The 21,669-nt window shown below is 59.6% G+C and carries 13 protein-coding genes; 12 read left to right on the top strand and 1 reads right to left on the bottom strand.

Annotated elements, in window-relative coordinates:
• The first annotated feature begins 152 nt into the window (after positions 1 to 152).
• From porU to EI293_RS18855, 10 genes are all read left to right on the top strand, one after another.
• Positions 153 to 4,091 carry a type IX secretion system sortase PorU gene (gene porU / locus EI293_RS18900; RefSeq protein ID WP_125440119.1) on the top strand — a complete coding sequence of 1,313 codons (3,939 nt, stop codon included), beginning with the start codon at positions 153 to 155 and terminating at the stop codon, positions 4,089 to 4,091.
• Between the two features lie 52 nt (positions 4,092 to 4,143).
• Positions 4,144 to 5,343, top strand: a complete 1,200-nt coding sequence (gene porV, locus EI293_RS18895) for a type IX secretion system outer membrane channel protein PorV (protein WP_125440118.1) — start codon at positions 4,144 to 4,146, stop codon at positions 5,341 to 5,343.
• A 16-nt stretch (positions 5,344 to 5,359) separates the two neighbouring features.
• Positions 5,360 to 6,646: a M16 family metallopeptidase gene (locus EI293_RS18890; protein ID WP_125440117.1), complete on the top strand. Its 1,287-nt coding sequence runs from the start codon at positions 5,360 to 5,362 to the stop codon at positions 6,644 to 6,646.
• Positions 6,647 to 7,147: 501 nt separating this feature from the next.
• Positions 7,148 to 10,174, top strand: a complete 3,027-nt coding sequence (locus EI293_RS18885; RefSeq protein WP_246010733.1) for a SusC/RagA family TonB-linked outer membrane protein — start codon at positions 7,148 to 7,150, stop codon at positions 10,172 to 10,174.
• Between the two features lie 21 nt (positions 10,175 to 10,195).
• Positions 10,196 to 11,824 carry a RagB/SusD family nutrient uptake outer membrane protein gene (locus EI293_RS18880; RefSeq protein WP_125440115.1) on the top strand — a complete coding sequence of 543 codons (1,629 nt, stop codon included), beginning with the start codon at positions 10,196 to 10,198 and terminating at the stop codon, positions 11,822 to 11,824.
• 99 nt (positions 11,825 to 11,923) lie between these two features.
• Positions 11,924 to 13,084: a T9SS type A sorting domain-containing protein gene (locus tag EI293_RS18875; RefSeq protein WP_125440114.1), complete on the top strand. Its 1,161-nt coding sequence runs from the start codon at positions 11,924 to 11,926 to the stop codon at positions 13,082 to 13,084.
• A 120-nt stretch (positions 13,085 to 13,204) separates the two neighbouring features.
• Complete coding sequence (locus tag EI293_RS18870) at positions 13,205 to 14,410, top strand: T9SS type A sorting domain-containing protein (protein ID WP_125440113.1); 1,206 nt, start codon at positions 13,205 to 13,207, stop codon at positions 14,408 to 14,410.
• A gap of 170 nt (positions 14,411 to 14,580) precedes the next feature.
• On the top strand, positions 14,581 to 15,984 hold the full coding sequence (locus EI293_RS18865; protein WP_125440112.1) for an alpha-amylase family glycosyl hydrolase: 1,404 nt from the start codon (positions 14,581 to 14,583) through the stop codon (positions 15,982 to 15,984).
• 36 nt (positions 15,985 to 16,020) lie between these two features.
• Complete coding sequence (locus EI293_RS18860) at positions 16,021 to 18,135, top strand: glycoside hydrolase family 97 protein (RefSeq protein ID WP_125440111.1); 2,115 nt, start codon at positions 16,021 to 16,023, stop codon at positions 18,133 to 18,135.
• A gap of 64 nt (positions 18,136 to 18,199) precedes the next feature.
• Positions 18,200 to 19,612: an alpha-amylase family glycosyl hydrolase gene (locus tag EI293_RS18855; RefSeq protein WP_125440110.1), complete on the top strand. Its 1,413-nt coding sequence runs from the start codon at positions 18,200 to 18,202 to the stop codon at positions 19,610 to 19,612.
• Between the two features lie 271 nt (positions 19,613 to 19,883).
• Here EI293_RS18855 and EI293_RS22665 read toward each other — a convergent pair whose 3' ends face one another.
• Positions 19,884 to 20,126, bottom strand: coding sequence for an integrase core domain-containing protein (locus tag EI293_RS22665; RefSeq protein ID WP_394343414.1), 243 nt, complete (start codon positions 20,124 to 20,126; stop codon positions 19,884 to 19,886).
• A 183-nt stretch (positions 20,127 to 20,309) separates the two neighbouring features.
• On the opposite strand from EI293_RS22665, the gene EI293_RS22660 reads away from it, so the two are divergent.
• A complete protein-coding gene (locus tag EI293_RS22660) occupies positions 20,310 to 20,627 on the top strand; it encodes a transposase (protein WP_125440109.1) in 318 nt (105 codons plus the stop codon).
• A gap of 106 nt (positions 20,628 to 20,733) precedes the next feature.
• Entirely contained in the window at positions 20,734 to 21,042 is a 309-nt protein-coding gene (locus EI293_RS18840) for a transposase (protein ID WP_125440108.1), read from the top strand.
• Positions 21,043 to 21,669: the final 627 nt, after the last annotated feature.

Genomic DNA, 21,669 nt, shown 5'->3' with positions numbered 1-21,669 from the left:
ATACGTTTACCTGATTCGGCGTTTTTTCTCTTAGCAGATTGCAATAATTATTCGCCTGGGCAGTTAAATAGCCATTCCTGAACTGTGTTGCCCCCCAACCTGTTGCCCCTCGAAAGCATCCTTTCCTTTTCGTTGATTCTTGAGCTTTGCGTATGCGGTATTCTACGTTCTGGTGGCTGGTTGCACTGGTTTTGACGATAACCGGGCAGACTGCTCGGGCGCAGTCGGAACAGGTAATGCGAGCCCGCGTTACCTGGACGGGTACGGAACCAATTGCCATACGGGGGCAGAAGCGGCAGGTACCGTCGTTTCGGGGCGCGTCGTTCCGTGCCAACGAGCAGGTGGGCACTTTACAGCTGCGCTTGGCCGGTACAGTAGCCCAGGGCCAGCTCCGCGACGCGGTATATGAGCCTGTTCCGGCCGCCGATACTAAACAGCTGGACCTGGCAGCACTGCCCACGACTCCCACGCTGCAGCTGATTTCGGGTACCGATACCCGGCAGCCGGTTACGTTGCTGGCTATTCAGCCGCTACGGCGCAACGCCCAGACCGGCCAGGCTGAAAAGCTGGTTTCCTTCTCCTATGCATATACCACGGCTACTCAGCGCCCCACTGCCTCCCGCATCTACACGCGTACTTCCGCGCTTAGTCAGGGTGATTGGTTTAAGATTGGCGTGCCCGGCAGCGGGGTATATAAGCTCGATAAAGCCACGCTGAGTGGGTTGGGCATGAATGTGCAGGGCCTCGACCCCAGCCGGCTGCGCCTCTACGGCAACGCTATGGGCACCCTGCCCCAGCTCAACAGTGCCTACCGCCCCGATGACCTGGCCGAAAACGCCATCCAGTTCGTGGGCGACGGCAACACGACCTTCGACGACAACGAGTACTTTCTGTTCTACGCTCGGGGGCCACACACATGGACGCGCGACGGCCTGAGCAACCGGTTCCGGCACCAACAAAACCCATACGCCGATACTGCTTACTATTTCCTGACGGCAGGCTCCGGCACCGGCCGGCGCGTAGCCCCAAAGCCCACCGTAAGCGGGTCGGCTTCGGGGCGTATTACCACCTTCAACGAACGGCAGTTTTACGAGCGGGAGCTGCAGAATATAGCTAAATCGGGGCGGGTGTGGGTAGGCGAGCAGTTTTCCGCTGCTTCTGGGATGCAGCATGAGGCCGCATTTCCGGTGGCTGATCTGGTAGCCGGCTCAGTAGCGCAGGTGACGTCTTCCGTGGTGGCGGCCTCGTCTTCCGCTACTGTTTTCCAGACTAGTGTAAATGGGCAGAATACCGTAAGCCAGGTGGTACCGGGCTACAACTGCACCGGCGGCTATGGCTGCTACCCGGAAATAGCCAATACCAACCTCTCCAATATAGCCTACACGGTTCCGGGCACCTCGCCCTCGGAAGTAAAAATAAGCCTGACGTACGCCGGGGGCACCGATCCGGGCGCTAAGGGCTACCTCGACTACTTGGAGCTGAATGCCCAGCGCCAGCTTCGCCTGAATGGCAGCCTGCTGGAATTCCGCTCCCTTGAAAACATCAATGCGGCCGCCATCAGCCAGTTTGAACTGAGCAACGCCACGGGAGCCACCGTCTGGGAAGTAACCAATCCGCGCCGGCCGGTGGCAGTTGCCCACACCAACGGTACGTTTTTGGCCCGCACTGACTCGGTACGCGAGTTTGTAGCCTTTACCGGCAGCAGCTTCCCTACGCCGCGCGGCTTTGGTAAAGTCGGCAACCAGAACCTGCATGCGCTCAACCTTGATGGCAAGCTGGAGCTGGTTATTCTCACGCACCCGTCTTTCCTGACGGCCGCCAACGCGCTGGCCGCTCACCGCACCACCCGCGACGGGCTCACCGCACAAGTAGTAACCACCACGCAGGTGTACAATGAGTTTGGCTCCGGAGCGCAGGACGTAACGGCCATCCGGGACTTCATGAAAATGGTGTACGACCGGAATACCACCGGCCGCCGCCAGTACCTGCTGCTGTTCGGCGACGCCTCCTATGACTATAAGGCCGACATCACCAACGATGCTACTAAGCTGCCTGATTGGTGGAAAGACCGTTTGCCGGCTAACGGCGACAAAATCAACCAGAACTTCGTGCCGGTGTACGAGTCGGTGGAAGGCTTTGATCTGGTGATGGGGGCCCGCCCCAATGCCCAGGGCCTTACCTACTCCTCCGACGACTATTATGCCCTGCTCGATGACAACGAAGGAGGCTGGCTGCCCAACACCAGCAACGAGCTGATGGATGTAGCCGTGGGCCGCCTGCCCGTACGCACCACCGACCAGGCCAACCTAGTGGTGAAAAAGCTAATTGGCTACGACGCGGCCAGCAGCTACGGCAAGTGGCGCAACCGCCTGACCTTTGTGGCCGATGATGGCGACGGTAACCTGTTCAGCTACTACAGCGACCAGTTGGCCAACCCGCTGGACACCTTGGCCAAAGCCCGTGGCTACAATGTGTACAAGCAGTACCTCGACCTGTATCCGCAAACCATCGTGGCCGCCGGCCAACGCTCCCCGGCGGCTGAAAAAGCCCTGGACGAAGCATTTGAGAAAGGCTCCTTGCTGATCAACTACATTGGTCACGGCAGCCCACGGAGCTGGGCCGATGAGCAGATTTTGACCAACGGTTCGGTGCAGCGGCTCCAGAATGACGCCACCCTGCCCTTCCTGTTCACTGGCACCTGTGACTTCAGTACCTACGACAATCCAGAGTTTACCTCCGCCGGCGAATTGTCGCTGACCGATATCAGCGGCGGCTCTATCGGGCTGCTGACCACTACCCGCGTGGTGTATGCCGATAAAAACCAGTCGTTGGCCATTGAGTTCTTCAACGACCTGTTCAAGCCCCGCTCCGATGGCACGATGCCCCGTATCGGCGACATCTGCCAGACGGCCAAAAACATTGCCGTAGCCGGCGACAACAACCGCAACTACGCTCTGCTCGGCGACCCATCTATGCGCCTGGCCTACCCCGAGCAGCTGGCAGTTATCACGGAAATCAACGGCAAAACTGCCGGCGCGGCCCAGGCCGATACGCTCAAGGCCTTGCAACGCGTGGAGCTGAAAGGTGAAGTGCGCCAGGGAGGCCGCCTGAACAACGCTTTCAATGGCACGGCCAACGTACAGGTCTTCGAGAAGAAGTCGGTGGTGATGACGCTGGCTAACGAGGCCAATTCGCCGGCGGTACCTATTACCGTGCGCGAAAATGTGCTGTATGATGGGCCGGCCACGGTGCGCAACGGGCAGTTTAAAGTACAGTTCGTAGTGCCCAAGGATATCAACTACAGCGTGGGACTGGGCAAAATCAGCCTGTACGCCTCAGATGTCGCTTCCCGTACCGATGCCCACGGCCAGATGCTGGTATCGGTAGGGGATGCTTCCCCCCTCGCCTACCGCGACACTATTCCGCCGCGCATCCGGCTGTTCATGGATAATGAGCAGTTTGTATTTGGCGGCCTCACGGGTCTTACCACCACCATGCTGGGCAACCTGCGCGACGAAAGTGGTATCAATACGGCCGGCACCGGCATCGGCCACGACCTCACGGCCACCCTGGACGGGGACGCCAGCAAAGTGACCATTCTCAACTCATTCTACACTGCCAAAACTGACAGTTTTCAGGTAGGTCGGGTAGAATACAAGTTCAAAGACCTCACGGCCGGCCCCCACGAGCTGCGCGTGAAAGCCTGGGATACCTGGAATAACTCCGCTGAACGCTCCGTGGAGTTTGTGGCCGCGCCCACCGAGAAACTGGCCTTGCAGCACGTGCTGAATTATCCCAACCCCTTTGCCCGCAACACCACCTTCCACTTCGACCACAACCGCAGCGGCGAGGATCTGGACATTCAGGTGCAGATTTTTACGGTGTCGGGTAAATTGGTGCGCACGTTGCAGGGCTCGGCTTTTGGCAGCGGCTCCCACGTTTCAGCCGTCAGCTGGGATGGCCGCGACGAGTATCAGGACCAGTTGGCCCGGGGCGTGTACGTGTACCGCGTAAGTGTGCGCACGCGCTCAGCCAATGGCTCGGCTACAACTACCGCATCGAAATACGAGAAACTGGTTTTGCTCAACTAATCAACCCATCGGGCTATTTCGCCTACCTTCCGCCTCCATTCTTTCTTCCCTTATGACACTGCCGAAACTGTCCCTGCGCTCTGTGCTGCTGCCCGGCCTGCTTGGTCTGGCCGCTACTGCCACCCACGCCCAGAGCCGGGTCAATGCCATTACCACCGCTGTGCCCATTCTCACCATCAGCCCCGATGCGCGTTCCTCGGCTTTAGGTGAGGCTGGGGTTGCCATCAGCCCCGATGCCAACGCGGGCTATTACAACCCGGGCAAGCTGGGCTTTGTGCGGTACCAGTACAGCGCGGCAGCATCCTACACTCCCTGGCTGGCCAGCATTGCCAATGATATGGGCCTGGCTTACCTCAGCGGCACCAGCAAAATCGGGGAGCGGTCGACCATTTCGGCTAATCTGATGTATTTTGATCTGGGCCAGATTGACTACCGCACGGCCAATAACCAGCCGAACGGCTCCTTCAACCCCAAGGAATACGCCTTCACAATAGGCTACGGCCAGAAGCTGAGCGACAACTTCGGCGTGGGGCTGAACGCCCGCTACGTCCGCTCCAACCTAACCGGCGGCAGCACCGACTCCAAGCCCGGCAACGCCATAGCCGTTGATCTGGGAGCCTATTATACCACCGACCTGTCCATTGGCTCGGGCGAGTACAATCTGGCTTTTGGTGCGGCGGTATCGAATATTGGTAACAAAATTACGTATACCAATGCCAACCAGCCGGACTTCCTGCCTACCAACCTGAAACTGGGTACGGCCTTTACCCGGGAGCTGGACGCGTATAATAAGCTGACTCTGACGGTGGACGCCAACAAGCTGCTGGTTCCGACGCCTTTCTACGATACAAACGACCCCACCGATAACCGCCAGGCCCCAGCTGTACTGGCCGAGAATGAGAAGCGGGCCAATTACGGCATTGTGCGTGGCATCACCAGCTCCTTCAGCGACGCGCCCGGCGGCTTCAGTGAGGAAATGAAGGAAATTAACCTCTCGGCGGGTCTGGAATATGTGTACAACGATTTGCTGATGGCCCGCGTAGGCTATTTCTACGAAAACCCGATGAAGGGCGACCGGCAATACCTGAGCTTTGGGGCCGGGGTGCGCTACCAGGTTTTCGGCGTGGATGGCACGTATCTGGTCCCGAATTCCAAGGCTAACCCTCTGGCCCAGACGTTGCGCGTTTCGCTGCACTTTAATTTCAATGAGCTGAGCGAAGCCTTCGGTCCTTCGGATAGCCCAGTAAACTAACTCTCTTCTCCTTTTGATGCTCGACCGCACAGTCGCTCCTCCCGTTCAGCCGCTGGCCAGCGTAAAGCTGCCCGCGGCTGACGTGTTTTCGCTCCCTAATGGAGCCCGCCTGCACGTTATGCGCAATGATGCGCAACCCGTAGTTCGTCTGCAGGTAGTATTCAACGCCGGTAAGTGGTACGAGCCGGCCCCCGGCGTCTCGTTGCTCACGGCCCGTATGCTGCTGGAAGGCACCCGCACCCGTACCGCCCGCCAGATTGCCGACGAAATAGCCTTTTACGGTGCCTCGCTGGAGTGCGACCAGGGCTTCGACCGAGCTACGCTCACGCTCTACTGCCTAACCCGGCATCTGGGAAAGCTCCTGCCTCTGGTGCTCGATGTGCTCACCGAACCCACCTTTCCGGAAGCCGAGCTGACCCAACTGAAAACCCGTACTGTGCAGAACGTGCGGGTTGAGCGCCAGAAAACCAGCTACCTCGCCGCCGAGCAGTTCTCCAGTAACCTCTTCGGGGCGACGTATCCGTACGGAGTAAAGTTTGACGAGACGGCCTTCCAGCGCGTAACGACGGAGCAGGTTCGCCACTTTCATCAGCAGGCGTACACCTTCGCCGGGGCCGAGCTTTTCCTTTGCGGAGATGTCAGCCCGGTTCAGGATGCGCTTGTGCAGGATATGCTGGGAGCTGTTCCCGCCATTAGCGGCGGCATAGAAGCTGTTGCGCCTGCTCTCCCGGCTAGTGCCCCGGCGCAGGACTACGTGCCGGTGGAAGGCAGCCTGCAGGCTTCTCTGCGTATCGGGCGGTTGTGGCCGGCTCTCAACCATCCGCAAACGCACGAGTTGCAGGTACTGACGAAGGTGTTGGGTGGGTATTTCGGCTCCCGTCTCATGAAAAACATCCGGGAAGATAAAGGCCTGACCTACGGCATTTATTCCAGCATCGGCCCCCGCGAGCAGGCTACCAGCTTCGTGATTGGCTCCGATGTAAATGCAGCCAGCGCTGGCGCGGCCATTCGGGAAGTGCATCATGAACTGCGTCGCCTGCAGGAGGAACTGGTGCCTGAAGGCGAACTACAGACGGTGAAAAACTACATGGCCGGCAAATTTGCCAATGAGCTCAGCACCGTATTCGAGCAGTGTGATAAGTATAAGAACCTGGTTTTTTATCACTTGCCCACTACCTACTATTCTGAGTTCATCAGCCAAGTTCAGGCCGTCAGTGCCTCCACGTTGCGGGAGCTGGCGCAGCAGTACCTCGCGCCGGAAGACATGATTGAGGTAGTAGCCGGCCCCGGGCAGCACGCCTGAACCCCACTTTAACAAGTACGTTACGAAGCCTGCTTCTCCCTGGAGAAGCAGGCTTTTTACATTTCCAGCACGCTCTTCTTTATGACAGAAATGCACCAAAGTGAGTAGTCACTATAGTCTATATATATGCACATTGATGCTGGCTATATGGCGTACAAATATGGCTTATCGAGCGAAAAACAGGTCATATTATCTTCATACTTTCTCTATCCTATTTACTTTTAATTACTTATAAATCAATTTATTAACACTCAATACAATCTATATTTTCTTGATCCGGTTTTGATAAGTTTCGGTTGAGACAGGGACGGTATTCTTTTGCTCCGTTCCCAGCTACCAGGCTGGTCGCGTGTATGCGTGACCGGGGCCTTTTCAGGTGCTGGGTACTGCGTCGAGTAACAAACCATTCCCGCCCATACCCCTGCTCTCATGCCGGTACCCCTACTATTCCCACTCTCTGCCTGGCCTTCCCCTGCCCGGTTGGTTTTGCCCGCGTTAGGTTTGCTTTCTATTGGAAGCACGTTGGCTTCGCCCCTCCCGGCAAATGCCGCTACTCCTACTCATGTCATACGCCCGGCAGCAGTTGCCGGCGGTACGGTAACCGGCCGCGTGGTTGATAGCCAGGGCCAGGGCATTCCGGGCGTGACGGTGTTGGTAGAAGGCACCTCGCTCGGAGCCTCCACGGATGGCAGCGGCAACTACACCATTGCGAATGTACCGGCTGGCCCACATACGCTCGTATTCTCTTCCATTGGGCTGAATACCGTGCGGACTCCGGTGACGGTGGCGGAAGGCCAGGCCACCCAGGTAGCAGCAGCCACCCTTAGCGACAATACGACTCTGCTCAATGAGGCCGTGGTAGTGGGCTACGGCACCGCCCGCCGCCAGGATGTGACGGGTTCCGTAACCACGGTAACCACCAAGGATTTTGTGAAAGGTCAGGTTACCTCGCCCGAGCAGCTGGTACAGGGCAAGGTGGCCGGCGTGCAGATTACGACCAGTGGCGGGGCACCCGGCGAAGCCAGCGTAATTCGCATCCGGGGCGGCTCCTCCCTGAACGCCAGCAACGACCCGCTCATCGTAATCGACGGGGTGCCGGTAGATAACCAGGGCATCAACGGAGCCGGCAATCCACTTTCCCTCGTGAACCCCCAGGATATTGAGAGCTTCACGGTACTCAAGGATGCTTCGGCCACGGCCATTTACGGCTCCCGGGCTTCCAATGGCGTTATTCTCATCACCACCAAAAAAGGGCTGGATGGCGAGAAAATGCGCGTGAACATCAGTTCCCAGGTATCCAGGGCCACCAACTACGGTAAGGTAGACGTGCTCAGCGGCGACGAGTACCGCGCGCTGCTGAACCGGGCGGTGACGGAGGGCACCATTCCGGCCCTGAACACCGCTTACCTGGGTACGGCCAATACCGACTGGCAGGACGCCATTTATAAAACGGCCTGGACCACTGACAACAACGTGAGCCTGACCGGCAGCGTGCGGCACGTGCCCTACCGGGTTTCGGTGGGCTATCTGAACCAGGACGGCACGTTGCGCACCGGCAACCTCAAGCGTAACTCGGCCTCCATAGGCCTTTCTCCGCGCCTGCTGGACGACCATTTGCGCATTGATGTGAACGTGAAAGGCACCTGGGCCGACTACCGCTTTGCCGACCAGGGCGCTATCGGCGGCGCGGTGCGCTTCAACCCGACCCAACCCATTTATAGCACCGGAGCTGACGGCTTCAACGGCTACTTCGAGTGGCGCGACGGCGCCATTCCGAACCCGCTCACGGACCGCAACCCGGTGGCCCTGCTCAACGACAAGCGGGACCGGAGCACGGTACTGCGCAGCATCGGCAACGTACAGCTCGACTACAAGCTGCATTTCCTGCCCGATCTGCATGCCAACCTGAACGTGGGCTACGACGTGGCGCGCAGCAACGGTACGGTTTTCATCCCGGCCAGCTCGTCGGTGGCGTATTCCACCCAGGGCCAGAACAACTCCTACCGCCAGGAGAAGGACAACAAGCTGCTGGAAACCTACCTGCGCTACAGCAAGGAACTGGGTGACCACCGCGTGGAGGCCCTGGCCGGCTACTCCTACCAGGATTTCTACACCCACGCGCCCTTCCGGTTTGCCTACAAGGCCGACGGCTCGCGCCTGTACCCGCTCGACCCGGCCCAGAACCCCTTCAAGACCCAGTATACCCTGCTTTCCTACTACGGCCGGGCGAACTACAACTTCAAGGACCGCTACCTCGTGACGGCCACCTTACGGGCTGATGCGTCCTCGCACTTCAGCCCCGAAAACCGCTGGGGCTACTTCCCGGCCGCCTCGGTGGCGTGGCGCCTGAACAAGGAGAGCTTCCTGGCCGAGTCGAAAACGGTATCCGACCTGAAGCTGCGGGCCAGCTACGGCATCACGGGCCAACAGGACATTACCAACGTGGCCGGCGACTACCCTTACCTGGCCAAGTATAGCCTCGGAGCGCCTTCGGTGCGGCAGATTTTTGGGCAGGACACCATCTACACCCTTCGCCCCGCCGCCTATGACCGGAACCTGCAGTGGGAGCAAACGGCTACCTACGACGTGGGTCTGGACTACGGCTTCTTTGGCAACCGCCTGAGCGGCTCGGCAGATGTGTACCTGCGTAAAACCTCTGACCTGCTGGCCGTTATTCCGATTCCGGCCGGCAGCAACCTCTCCAATACCCTCCTCACCAACATCGGGAGCCTGGAAAACCGGGGCGTGGAGCTGGCCCTGAACTACAACGTGCTGCAGGGCGACCGGCTGAACTGGGCGGTGAACCTCAACGCCACCATGAACCGGGGCAAAATCACCAAACTCTCGCAGGTACAGGACCCCACCTACCTGGGCACGCCCACCGGCGGCATCGGCAACTTCCAGTTTGTGCAGGTGAATGCCGTGGGCTACGCGCCCAACACCTTCTTCCTCTACGAGCAGCGGTACAGTGAGGCCGGCAAGCCCCTCCAGGGTCCTACGGCCAGCCCCACCATCGAGCAGTACGTGGACCAGAACGGGGACGGCATCATCAACGAGCGGGATAAGGTGTACGGCAAGAACCCCGCGCCCAAGGCCATTCTGGGCTTTAGCTCCAACCTGAGCTATGGCAAGGCGAGCTTGGCCTTCACGGTGCGCTCCAACGTGGGCGGCTCCGTGTACAACAGCGTAGCCGGCGGCCAGAGCAGCTACTATGGCCTGAATACCGGCCTGAACTACTCGGCCAACGTGGTGCCCGCCATCTATACCACCGGCTTCACCACCGGCCAGCCGCTGAGTAACATTTACCTGGAAGACGCCTCGTTTGTGCGCTTGCAGAACGTGACGCTGGGCTACGATTTCGGCAGCCTGGTGAAAGCCGGCACCAACCTGAACGTGACCCTGGCCGCCCAGAACCTGCTGCTGCTGACCAGCTACTCCGGCCTCGATCCGGAGCGCGCCACCGGCGTCGACAGCAACTTCTACCCTTTGCCCCGCACCGTCACGCTGGGCCTCAACCTTGGTTTTTAACCGCCGCTACTCCTGCCTCTTATGAAATTCCCTTTTGCTCTGCGCCGCGGCGGCCTCACGCTGGCCCTTACCGCTTCTTTGCTCACCGGCGGCCTTTACGGCTGCGTGAAAGACCTCGACCGGGAGCCGTTTTATGATTTGAATACCGAGTCGGTGTATAAGGACCCGGCCAACTACATTCAGGTGCTGGCCAAGTGCTACGCCGGCTTTAACCTCTCGGGCAACTCGGGTAGTCCCGACGTGTTTGCCGGCCAGGGCAAGGACGAGGGCGAAACCTCCTACATGCGCGCCTATTGGTACCTGCAGGAACTGGTAACCGACGAAGCCGCCGTGGCCTGGAACAGCGGCCCGCTGCAGGAGCTGAACCGCACCAGCTGGACCTCCAGCAACGACCTGATTAACAACAGCTACACCCGTATTTTCTACGAGGTAGCACTCTGCAACGAGTTCATCCGGGAAACCAGCGACGACAAGCTCAGCAGCCGGGGCATTGCGGGCACGGATGCCGAAAAAGCCCGCCTCTACCGCGCCGAGGCCCGTTTCCTGCGCGCGCTGGCTTACTACCACGCCATTGATTTGTATGGCAATGTACCCTTCGTGACAGAGGCCGACGCCCCCAGCAAGGATTTACCTAAGCAAACCACCCGCGCGGCGTTGTTCAGCTATGTGGAGTCGGAGCTGAAAGCAGTGGAGCCCTTGCTAACGCCCGCGCGCCAGGGCCCCTACGGCCGCGCCGACCAGGGTGCCGCCCAAACGTTGCTGGCCAAGCTGTATCTGAACGCGGAAGTGTACACCGGCACCGCCCGCTACACCGACTGCCTCACTTATTGCAACAAAGTACTGGCCGGCGGCTACCAATTGGCTCCCGAGTACCGCCTGCTGTTCCTGGCCGATAACAACGTAACGGCGGCCTCGGAAATCATCTTTCCGATTACTTCTGACGGGCTCGTGTCGCAGGTATATGGCGGCACTACCTACCTGGTGCATGCCGCCGTGGGGGGCCGCATGCTTACCAGCGGCTTCGGCATCAACAGCGGTTGGGCCGGTAACCGCGCCCGAAAAAACCTGCCCCTGCTGTTTCCCACGCCCACCAGCGGCTTCGATACCCGGGCCATGTTCTTCTCCAACGGTCAGACTCTGGAAATCAATGACCTGACCATCTTCACGGAAGGCTACGGCGTGACCAAGTGGCGCAATAAAACATCCACTGGTGCCGACGGCAATGACCCCCAGCTCATTTTCGTGGATACTGACTTCCCGCTGTTCCGCCTCGGCGACGTGTACCTGATGTATGCCGAAGCCGTGCTGCGCGGCGGCCAGGGCGGCAGCCAGACGCAGGCCCTTACATACATCAACTCCCTGCGCGACCGGGCCTACGGCAACGGCGGCGGCACCACCGACGGCCGCATTACGGCCGCCCAGCTCACCACCGATTTTATCCTGGACGAGCGGGGCCGGGAGCTGTATTGGGAAGCTTCGCGCCGCACCGATCTGGTACGCTTCGGCAAGTTCACGAGCGGCAGCTACCTGTGGCCCTGGAAAGGCGGTGCCCGCAACGGCCAGGCCATCGACAACAAGTTCAACCTCTATCCGCTGCCTTCCACCGACATCGTGGCTAACCCCACGCTGGTGCAGAACCCTGGCTACTAATCACCCGCAATGCCTGAGGCTGGCGGATAGCTGTAACTGTCCGTCAGCCTCAATTTCGCAGGTTTCTTCTCTTAATTCCCACCATTCGCTCATCTTCCCATGAAAAAACTTTCTACTCTCCTCCTGGCCACCACCCTGACGGGCGCTACCCTGAGCGCTCAGGCCCAGATTACGCTCGACGGCATTATCAGCGCCACTGAAATTGGGACGGCGGCCGGGCAATACACGTCTCTGGGAGCCTTTACGCCGGCGCACGTGAGCAGCGCGGGCTTTGGCAATGCGGGTCTGCTGCGCATGTACGGCGCCAACAGCAGCACGAAGCTCTACATCGGGTTGGCGGGTACCATTGAGGCGGGCGGCAACAACTTCCAGCTGTATATGGACTTGCCCAACAAGTCCGGCGTGCCGGTAGGGACTGGGCTGCCTAGCATTGCGGGGGCTACTACGGTGTTCGGCACGTTTACCGGCGGTAGCATCGGGGGGACCAAGCTGGAACTGGAAGCCGACGCGGCCATTGCAACCACCGGCCGCTACGATGTACAGGCGGCCGTGTACTCCTCGGCCACTTCAGCCGTAGCCAAGTCCCTGGGCGACGGGCTGAGCGCCACGCTTACCAACGACGGCGTGGCCAGCACCCTGCCCGCCTCCCAGACCACCGGCCTCTACAGCCTGTTCGCGGGCACCCGCGTGGCCTACCTGGCTCCTACCGGCGACATCACCACCAACCCCGGCAACACCAATGGCGGTGGAGCCGGCTCCTACGCCCTCGAATACGAGTTCAACCGCACTTCCCTGGGCTTGCCCTCGGGGGCGTCCATCGTGAAAGTAATGGCCGCTTACGTAAGTGGCGACGCTTTCTGGTCATCGGATGTCATTCCGGAAATTACCGGCAACGGCAACAACAACCTGGGCTTCAATCCTGATTTCACCGTTCTGGCCGGCACACAGGCGGCTTCAGTCAACGTAGTAGTGCTCAGCAGCCGCAAAGCCGATGACGCGGTGGTGGCCATGAGCGTTTTCCCGAACCCCACGCAAGGCAGCTCCACCGTTTCCTACCAGGTGCAGGGTGGTGCCCAGCCTGTAGCCGTGCGCGTGCTGGATCTGCTGGGCCGCGAGGTTCGGACGCTGCTGAACGGCAAGCAGAACCCCGGATTCCACGAATTGAGTGTGGCCACCGGCGACCTGGCCGTGGGCACTTACCTGGTAAAAGTGCAGGTAGGCGACAAGCTGGCTACGCGCCGCCTGACCGTAACCCGCTAGCTCCTCACTGCCTGCTAAGCGAGTCCGGTACGCAATGCCTCGCCCGCTTAGCAGGCATTACAGGCTTTGCTGCAGCTCCCTGATCAACCATACGCTCCCACCCGTCCTTTCCTTCCTGGTATGCTTTTTCCTTTTACCCCTTCAAAAGCCTGGCGCGTGACCGGGCTGGCCGTTGCCTTACTCGGTCTGGGCGCCACGGCCTCGGCCCAGACCCGCGTGCTGTTCGTGGGCAACAGCTTTACCCACGGCCAGTACGCGCCGGCGCTAAATTATAACGCCGCCGCTATTACCGATGTAAACTTTGGCCTACCCGCTACCAACCCCCGCGCCCACGATGCGGGCATGCAGGCGGCTTTCGGCGGCGTACCGGGCATTTTCAAGAAGTTCACGACCCAGGCCGGGCTCAACTACGACGTGCACATTGAGGCCGTGAGCGGCAAATCCCTGGAGTTTCATCACACCAGCGCATTGTCGGTTATTGCGCAGCCGGGCTGGAACAAAGTGGTCCTGCAGGAACAAAGCACCCGGCCCACCCCTACTAACCGCGGAGGCAACCGGCAGCTGTTCTATACCTACTCCACGCTGCTGGAGCAGGCCGTTCACGGAGCCAGCCCCGCCGCGCAGGTGTACCTCTACGGCACCTGGGCCCGCCCCGACTTTACTTACCCGGCTGGCAGCCGCTACGCCGGCCTGCCCATCGACTCGATGGCCCAGGACCTGCGTAAAAGCTACCAACAGGCGTTCATCACCAACGGCCGCTACGCCGCCGTGGCCCCGGTAGGCGACGCCTGGCTGCGCGCCATCACGGCGGATGTAGCCACGCGCAACCCGTACACCCCCGACCCCAGCAAAATCAACCTGTGGGCCTCCGACCAGGTGCACGCCAGCAAATGGGGCAGTTACCTGAGCGCGCTGGTGCTCTTCTACCAGCTCACCAACGTAGACCCGCGCACCCTTGGGGCCAGTGAGCAGGCTGCGACTGACCTCGGCATTACGCCTGCCCAAGCCGTGGCCTTGCAGCAGATAGCCTATCAGCAAGTCACCTCCCCCACTACGGCTACGACCAGGCCAGCCGCTGCGCCCGAGGTAGCGGTATTTCCTAACCCCGCCACCAACCAGCTTACGGTGCAGTTGGGTGGGCTGACCGGTCCGGTAGGCACCGTACGGGCTACTCTGCTCAATATGCTGGGCCAGGTAATAACCCAGCAAAACGGTTCCGGCAGTACGCTCAAGGTGGGGCTGGCCGGCGTGGCCCCGGGGGTGTACCTGCTGCGCCTGCAGACGGCCGCCGGCGTGAGCAGCCGCCGGGTAGAAGTGCAGCAGTAACCCGGCAGCAGAAGTACTGCCGAACAGATTTTTGAATGAACAAACAAAGTAGAGACGCAACAGAAAAAGGCCAGTGAGTGAGCGGCTGGAGTTGCCCTAGGTTACGCAGCCTCCACTTCCTCCGTCACAGTCAGCCCGCGCCTGTTGCGCCCTTACTTCGTTCCGATTATATGAAACAACCCGTTTTTTCTTCCTTGCTAGCGGCGCTGTTCTTGCTGGGCTGCCTTGAGCCCGCCGCCGCCCAAACCTCGGCTGCCCCTGCCACGGTCTACCACGACCCCAAACAGTACGGTAAGCCGTTTGCCGGGGTACCCGACGGGCAGAATGCCACCATCTACCAGGTGAACATGCGGGGCTTCAGCCAACAGGGCAACTTCAAGGCCGTAACGGCCCGGTTGGATTCCATTAAGGCACTGGGCGTGAATGTGGTGTACCTGATGCCCATTTTCCCCATCGGCAAGCTGAAGGCGGTGGATTCGCCCTTCGCGGTGCAGAACTACACAGCCGTGAACCCGGAGTTTGGCACGCTCACTGATCTGCGGGAGTTGGTAGCGGAAGCGCACCAGCGCGGCTTGGCCGTGATGCTGGATTGGGTGGGCAACCACACCAGCTGGGACCATCCCTGGATTGCGCAGCACCCCGACTGGTACGTGCGCGACGCCAACGGCAACCTTACCAACCCCATACCGGAGTGGAAAGACATTGTGCAGCTTGATTTTCAGAATACCCAGCTGCGCACCGCCATGATTCAGGCCCTGCGCTACTGGGTGTTGCAAGCCAACATTGACGGCTACCGCTTCGACTACGCCGATGGCCCCACGCAGGCCTTTTTCACCGAGGCCCTGGCCAACCTGCGCAGCATTCCCAAACACAAGCTGCTGCTGCTGGCCGAGGGCGACAAGAAGAAATACTATCTGCAAAGCGGCTTCGACTTGTGCTACGACTTCGGGTTCATGAATGTGCTGAAGGGCGACATCTTCGCCAAGGGCCGTAGCGTGAAGCTCATCGACTCGGTGAATACGGCCAATTACCGCAACGCCCCGGTCAATGCCCGCATGGTACGCTATACTTCCAACCACGACATCAATGCCTGGGACGGTACACCCCAGCAGCTGTTTGGCGGCCAACGAGGCGCTATGGCGGCCTTTGTGGTGGCCGCCTATATGCACGCCGTGCCCATGATCTATAACGGCCAGGAAGTGGGCTACAACCAGCGGGTGCCCTTCATGGGCGCGCGCCGCCCCATTGATTGGACGCCTAATCCGGCCCTGACCCGCGAATACAAGCAGTTGATCCGGCTGCGTAACGGCAGCGAAGCTCTTCGCAATGGCCAGCTAACCTCCTACAGCACCGACGATGTGTGCGCCTTCACCAAAACCAGCGGCCCGGAAAAGGTACTGGCCCTGGTGAACCTTCGCAACGTAGCGGTGAGTTACCCGGTGCCAAGTGCGCTGAACCGTATAACCTGGAAAAATGCCCTGGATGGGCAAATCACGTCGGTGCAGGGCACTGTGTCGCTGCAGCCGTACCAGTACCTGATTCTGCAAACCCAACCCGGGAAGTCCGGCCGCTAACCAACCACAGCAGCTCCGCCCCCGATATTTACCTGAATGAAGAACTCGCTACTAGTCGTATTGCTGCTGGCGGCCGGCTTGCCCGCCACCGCCCAGAATACGGCCCCGCTTACCGCCCGCCTCAACAACGTCAGCCTGACGTTTGCTCTCAGCCCCACCGGCCAGCCTACCTACACGGTGCAGTTCGGCCCGAAATCCGTCATCAAACCCTCCCGGCTGGGGTTGGCCTTGGCCGATGGCAAGGGCTTCGATGGGCCGCTGGAAGTAACCAGCTCCGAAACCAGGAACGTGGATGAGAACTGGAACCCGGTGTGGGGCGAGGTGAAAACCATCCGCAACCACTACCAGCAACTCACGGTGCACCTGCGCCAACCCCAGCAGCCCGCCCGCCGCCTCGATGTGGTATTCCGGGTGTTTGCCGATGGCGTGGGTTTCCGCTACGAGGTACCCCGGCAGCCCGGCCTGAGCTACTTCACGGTACAGGAGGAGCTAACCGAGTTCAACCTGCCCGCTAACCACAAGGCCTTCTGGATTCCCGGCGACTATGACTCCAACGAGTACAGCTACAGCACCACGCGCCTGAGCGAAGTCAACACCACGCCCATCGAGGCCATTCAGCAGAAAGCCGCCCCCAACCGGATTCAGACGCCCCTGATGCTGAAATCGGACGACGGGCTGTACGTGAATATCCACGAGGCGGCTCTGGTGAACTACCCGGCCATGTTTCTGAACGTGGATACCAAAACCTACGGCCTGCGCAGCCAGCTGGTACCCGATGCCACCGGGGCCAAAGCCTATCTACAGGCTCCCGAGCATACGCCCTGGCGCACCATCGTGGTATCGGACAAAGCCCCCGAGGTGCTGGCCAGCAAGCTGATTCTGAACCTGAACGAGCCTACCAAGTTCCCGACCACCAACTGGATCAAGCCCCAAAAATTTGTGGGCGTGTGGTGGGAGATGCACGTGAACAAAGCCAGCTGGAACTACGCCGACACCAGCAACATCAAGCTGGCTGGCACCGACTGGAACCGTCTCAAGCCCAACGGCCGCCACGGCGCCAACACCGCCAACGTGAAGCGCTACATTGATTTTGCCGCCCAGCACGGCCTGCAAAGCGTGCTAGTGGAAGGCTGGAACGTGGGCTGGGAAGACTGGGCCAATAACTGGAAAGAAGAGGTATTCGACTTCGTGACGCCCTACCCCGATTTCAACGTGACGGAGCTGCAGCAGTACGCCGCTGCCAAGGGCGTGCAGCTCATGATGCACCACGAAACCTCCGGCTCCGTGACCAACTACGAGCGGCGCCAGGATGCCGCTTACCGCTTCATGAAGGAGCACAACTACGCCGCCGTGAAAACCGGCTACGTGGGCCGCATCATCCCGCGCGGGGAGCACCACGATGGGCAGTGGATGGTGAACCACTTCAATCATACGGCCGCCCTGCTCGGCCAGCACGAGCTGATGGTGGACATGCATGAGTCGGTCCGACCTACGGGCCTGCACCGCACTTACCCCAACTGGCTGGCCTCAGAGGCGGCCCGGGGCAACGAATTCAACGCCTGGAGCACCGGCAACCTGCCCGAGCACGAAACCATTCTGCCCTTCACCCGCCTCATGGGCGGCCCCATGGACTACACGCCCGGCATCTTCCAGATTAAGCTGGAAAGCTGGAACCCCGCTCAGAACAAGGGCCGGCAGGTGCACACCACCCTGGCCAAGCAGCTGGCCCTCTACGTGACGATGTACAGCCCCGTGCAGATGGCTGCCGACCTGCCCGAAGCCTACGAGCAGCACCTCGACGCCTTCCAGTTTATCAAGGACGTGGCCGTGGACTGGGATGATACCCGTGTGCTGCTGGCCGAACCCGGCGAGTACATTACCACCGCCCGCAAAGCCAAAGGCAAGGAGGAGTGGTATGTGGGCAGCATCACCGACGAAAATCCGCGCCAGCAAACCGTGAAGCTCGATTTCCTCACGCCCGGCCGGCAGTACGAAGCCACCATCTACGCCGACGGGAAAGGTGCCAGCTGGGACAAAAACCCACAGGCCTACCAGATCCGCAAACAGAAAGTCAATAGCAAAACCATCCTCAAGCTGCAGTTAGCCGCCGGGGGCGGCGCGGCCATCAGTATCAAGCCAGCAGGCAACTAAGCACCGTTGAGCTACGCCCGTGGCGTATGCTGAAACCTCACGAAATCCTTATTTTCTTCCCACCATGTCTTTGCTTCAAACTGCGTACACAAATACCCTGGCTCTCGTGGTAGCAGCCAGCTTACTGGGTTCCTGTAAATCGGATACGCCGGTAGCCCCCACACCTACTCCGGACCCGCCAACTACCAACCCTACTCCATCCCAGTACGGTACCCCGTTCACGGGCGTACCCAACCGCGAGAATGCAGTGATGTACCAGGTAAACATGCGCGCCTTCAGCCAGAGCGGCAACTTTGCCGGCGTCACGGCCCGATTGGACTCCATCCGGGACCTGGGTGTGAATGTGCTGTATCTGATGCCGATTTACCCCATTGGCACCGACAGCAAATCGGTTAATTCGCCCTATGCCGTCAAGGATTACCGCTCCGTTAACTCCGAGTTTGGCTCCCTTACTGATCTGCGCGCTTTGGTTGATGGCGCGCACCAGCGCAACATGGCCGTGATGCTGGACTGGGTAGCTAACCACACCAGTTGGGACAACCCCTGGATTACTCAGCACCCTGATTGGTACCAGAAAAACGCGGCCGGCGCCATCACACCCGTCTCCAACAATGGCACCACCTACAACGATGTGGCCCAGCTCAATTTCAGCAACACGGCTATGCGTGCGGAAATGATTTCGGCCCTGAAATCGTGGGTATACACGGCCAACGTGGATGGGTTCCGCTTTGATTATGCCGACTTTCAGCCCAATGATTTCTGGAAGCAGGCCTCCGACACGCTGCGCAACATCAAAACCCACAAGCTACTGCTGTTGGCCGAGGGTACCCGCGCTGCTAATTTCACCTCCGGCTTCGACTACAACTTCGGTTTCAACTTTTACGGCGGCATCTATCAGGTGTACCGCAACGGAGCCGCCGCCACCGCTTTCGATGCTCTGAATACCAGCGAGTACAGCGGTGCTACGGGCACCCAGCAGGTCGTACGCTACATCACCAACCATGACGTAAATGGCTCCGATGGTACGCCAGTAGCTCTGTTTGGGGGAAAGGCCGGGGCCATGTCGGCCTTTGTAATCACAGCATTCTACAAAGGCGTACCGATGATTTACAACGGCCAGGAGGCCGGCATGACGCAGGCCATTCCTTTTCCTTTCACATCCGTAAAAGTGGCTTGGGGTCAAAACCCCGATGTAAAGCGCGCCTACAAGCAGCTATTAGCTGCTCGTGCTGGTAGCACGGCCCTGCGCATCGGTACGCCTGCCGCTTACAGCACTGCCAACGTATGTGCCTTCACTAAAACTGCCGGCTCAGAACAGGCTTTCGTGCTGGTGAATGTGCGCAACTCGGCCCAAACCTACACTGTGCCCACTACCTTGGCCAACACTACCTGGACTAACGCTCTACAGGGCGGATCCGTGACGGTAGGCACCCAGGTTTCATTGCCGGCGTATGGTTATCTGGTATTGAAGAAATAATTACCCCAACTGGTTGCGTGGGCTCATTCGGCACTTATTGAATTGAGCAGTTTATTAACCCACTCCTGATCTAAGGCTGCTAACTACGATAAGCTATAGCTCTCCTGCCGTTTACCCACTTAGAACATCAGTACACCGGCTACACACGCCTCTAAAAATAACCGCACAATAGCGTCACTTTCTAGTCACGTTGCCCTCAAAAAGCAAGGAGCACTTACATAATCTGTAAGTGCTCCTTGCTTTTTGAGGGCAATACCTTGAGGTGGCTTAGCTAAGCCGGAAAGCGTTGGGACGTTGTTTGAAGATGGGTTTCAAAGTGATTGGAGGCAAGGTAGCCGAGTGATGGATGGCACCGTTCTGCGTTGTAATAGAAGATATGGTGGTCGATTTCGGGCTTGGCTTCTTCCAGTCTAGGAAAGTTGCCGCCGTCGAGCAGTTCAGTTCTCGGCCGGCTCCGAAAGGGTTCGGCGTGCACGTTGCAGTAGCAGTTGCCGCGCCGGCTAATGCTCGGCACGTTCCCATGGCGGTCGAGTATGTGCTTGAAGCGGGTTGCTTTGTCTGTACTGGCTGCTTTGGCCGGAATCTACCACGAGTCCAGTCATGACCGGCACTCCACCAAGGCGCGACGCAACGCCACACTCACTAGAGTGTGTGGACAGTAAGAGATATTTTTGACCCATGCGCCGCCACGAATTAAGTGAACACGAATGGAAAGCCGTCGCCCCCCCTTACGCTTGGCCGCCTAAGTCGAGGGCGCGACAACCGGCTGTTTGTCAACGCCGTGCTTTACCGTGTGCGAACGGGTATTTCTTGGCGCGACTTACCCGAGCGATTCGGCCCCTGGAACACGGTGGCGCGGCGCTTTCGGCGCTGGGCCCAAGCCGGGGTGTGGGAAGCCCTGTTCCAAGCAGTGCAAGAACCCGACTATGCCTGGGTGCTGGTCGATTCGACCAGCACCCAGGCCCACAAAGCCGCAGCCGGGCAAAAAAAAATACGCCCGCAGCCGAAAGCTTAGGCCGTAGCCGGGCGGCTTTTCCACCAAACTGCACGCCGCGGTTGACGCGTTGGGCAACTGCTTACACTTGGTGCTCACGCCCGGCCATTAGGCCAATTGCACACAGTTGCCGGTCTTGTTAGCGGGGCTGCGCCACGCGCCCGGGGCCGTTGTGGCCGACAACGCCTATGATACCAACGCCGTGCTCGCCGCCATTGCCTGCCGCCACGCCGAGCCCGTCATTCCACCCAAATCCAGCCGCAACGAGCGTCGGGCTTACGACCAGAACCTCTACGCCGAGCGCAATGAGGCCGAACGGTTCTTCGGTCGACTCAAGGAAGCCAGAGGTTTCGCGTACATCCCACCTGTCAATTTTGTGCGAGCAACGGTCAAGCCAGACGGCCAAGTAGAGTCAGCCACCGCCTTGGCAGAGTAAGTACTTGATATCTCCCACCCAGACTCGGTTCGGAGTGATGGGGCCATTTGGTCAAGCAAGAGGGCGGGCGCGGCACGCGCGGCCGGGTTGGAGTCGGTGGTGCGAGACACAAACGAGCGGGTCTGCTGGACCCGTAGTCGGCGCGTGCCGTAGCGGGCAGACGCCTCGCGCACGGCGATTTGCCAAGCCGGCTCTGACACGGGTTAGTTCTGCTGTCGGTGCTAAGCGTAGTAAGCGCTAGGCGCGACGTACAACAGATCTGGCGCACGGGCACCCGCGCTTGGCGATGTAGTGGTAGGTACTCACGGGGTCGGCTGGCCGAAGATGACCAATGTTTTTTAACATATCGAGCTCCTGCGCCAGCCGCTTATTCACGGCGCGCAGGACCCGTATTTCCGCCACGGACCACTTTCAAGCGCCCCTCCACCTTCACGAGCTGCGCTTGCTGGTATCAGTAGAGCAGATTTAATAACAGAAGAAATATATATCCTTCTTCAGTGCGCCTTACCTATCCAGCCACGGGCAGACAGATATGTGCCTGGTATAAACGCATTCAGCCTCGCGCATTCACCCGGTGAGGGGGAACGCCGCGAGGCTGGATGGATGATAAGGTTGGCGGCGACCGAC

It is taken from the genome of Hymenobacter perfusus (assembly GCF_003944765.1).
Taxonomy (GTDB): Bacteria; Bacteroidota; Bacteroidia; order Cytophagales; family Hymenobacteraceae; genus Hymenobacter; species Hymenobacter perfusus.
The sequence above is the reverse complement of the archived record's forward strand: the minus strand, read 5'-3'. Positions and strand labels throughout refer to the sequence as shown.

Coding starts and splice junctions, on each gene's coding strand:
- porU (WP_125440119.1), top strand. CDS start 153: ATGCGGTATTCTACGTTCTGGTGGCTGGTTGCACTGGTTTTGACGATA.
- porV (WP_125440118.1), top strand. CDS start 4,144: ATGACACTGCCGAAACTGTCCCTGCGCTCTGTGCTGCTGCCCGGCCTG.
- EI293_RS18890 (WP_125440117.1), top strand. CDS start 5,360: ATGCTCGACCGCACAGTCGCTCCTCCCGTTCAGCCGCTGGCCAGCGTA.
- EI293_RS18880 (WP_125440115.1), top strand. CDS start 10,196: ATGAAATTCCCTTTTGCTCTGCGCCGCGGCGGCCTCACGCTGGCCCTT.
- EI293_RS18875 (WP_125440114.1), top strand. CDS start 11,924: ATGAAAAAACTTTCTACTCTCCTCCTGGCCACCACCCTGACGGGCGCT.
- EI293_RS18870 (WP_125440113.1), top strand. CDS start 13,205: ATGCTTTTTCCTTTTACCCCTTCAAAAGCCTGGCGCGTGACCGGGCTG.
- EI293_RS18865 (WP_125440112.1), top strand. CDS start 14,581: ATGAAACAACCCGTTTTTTCTTCCTTGCTAGCGGCGCTGTTCTTGCTG.
- EI293_RS18860 (WP_125440111.1), top strand. CDS start 16,021: ATGAAGAACTCGCTACTAGTCGTATTGCTGCTGGCGGCCGGCTTGCCC.
- EI293_RS18855 (WP_125440110.1), top strand. CDS start 18,200: ATGTCTTTGCTTCAAACTGCGTACACAAATACCCTGGCTCTCGTGGTA.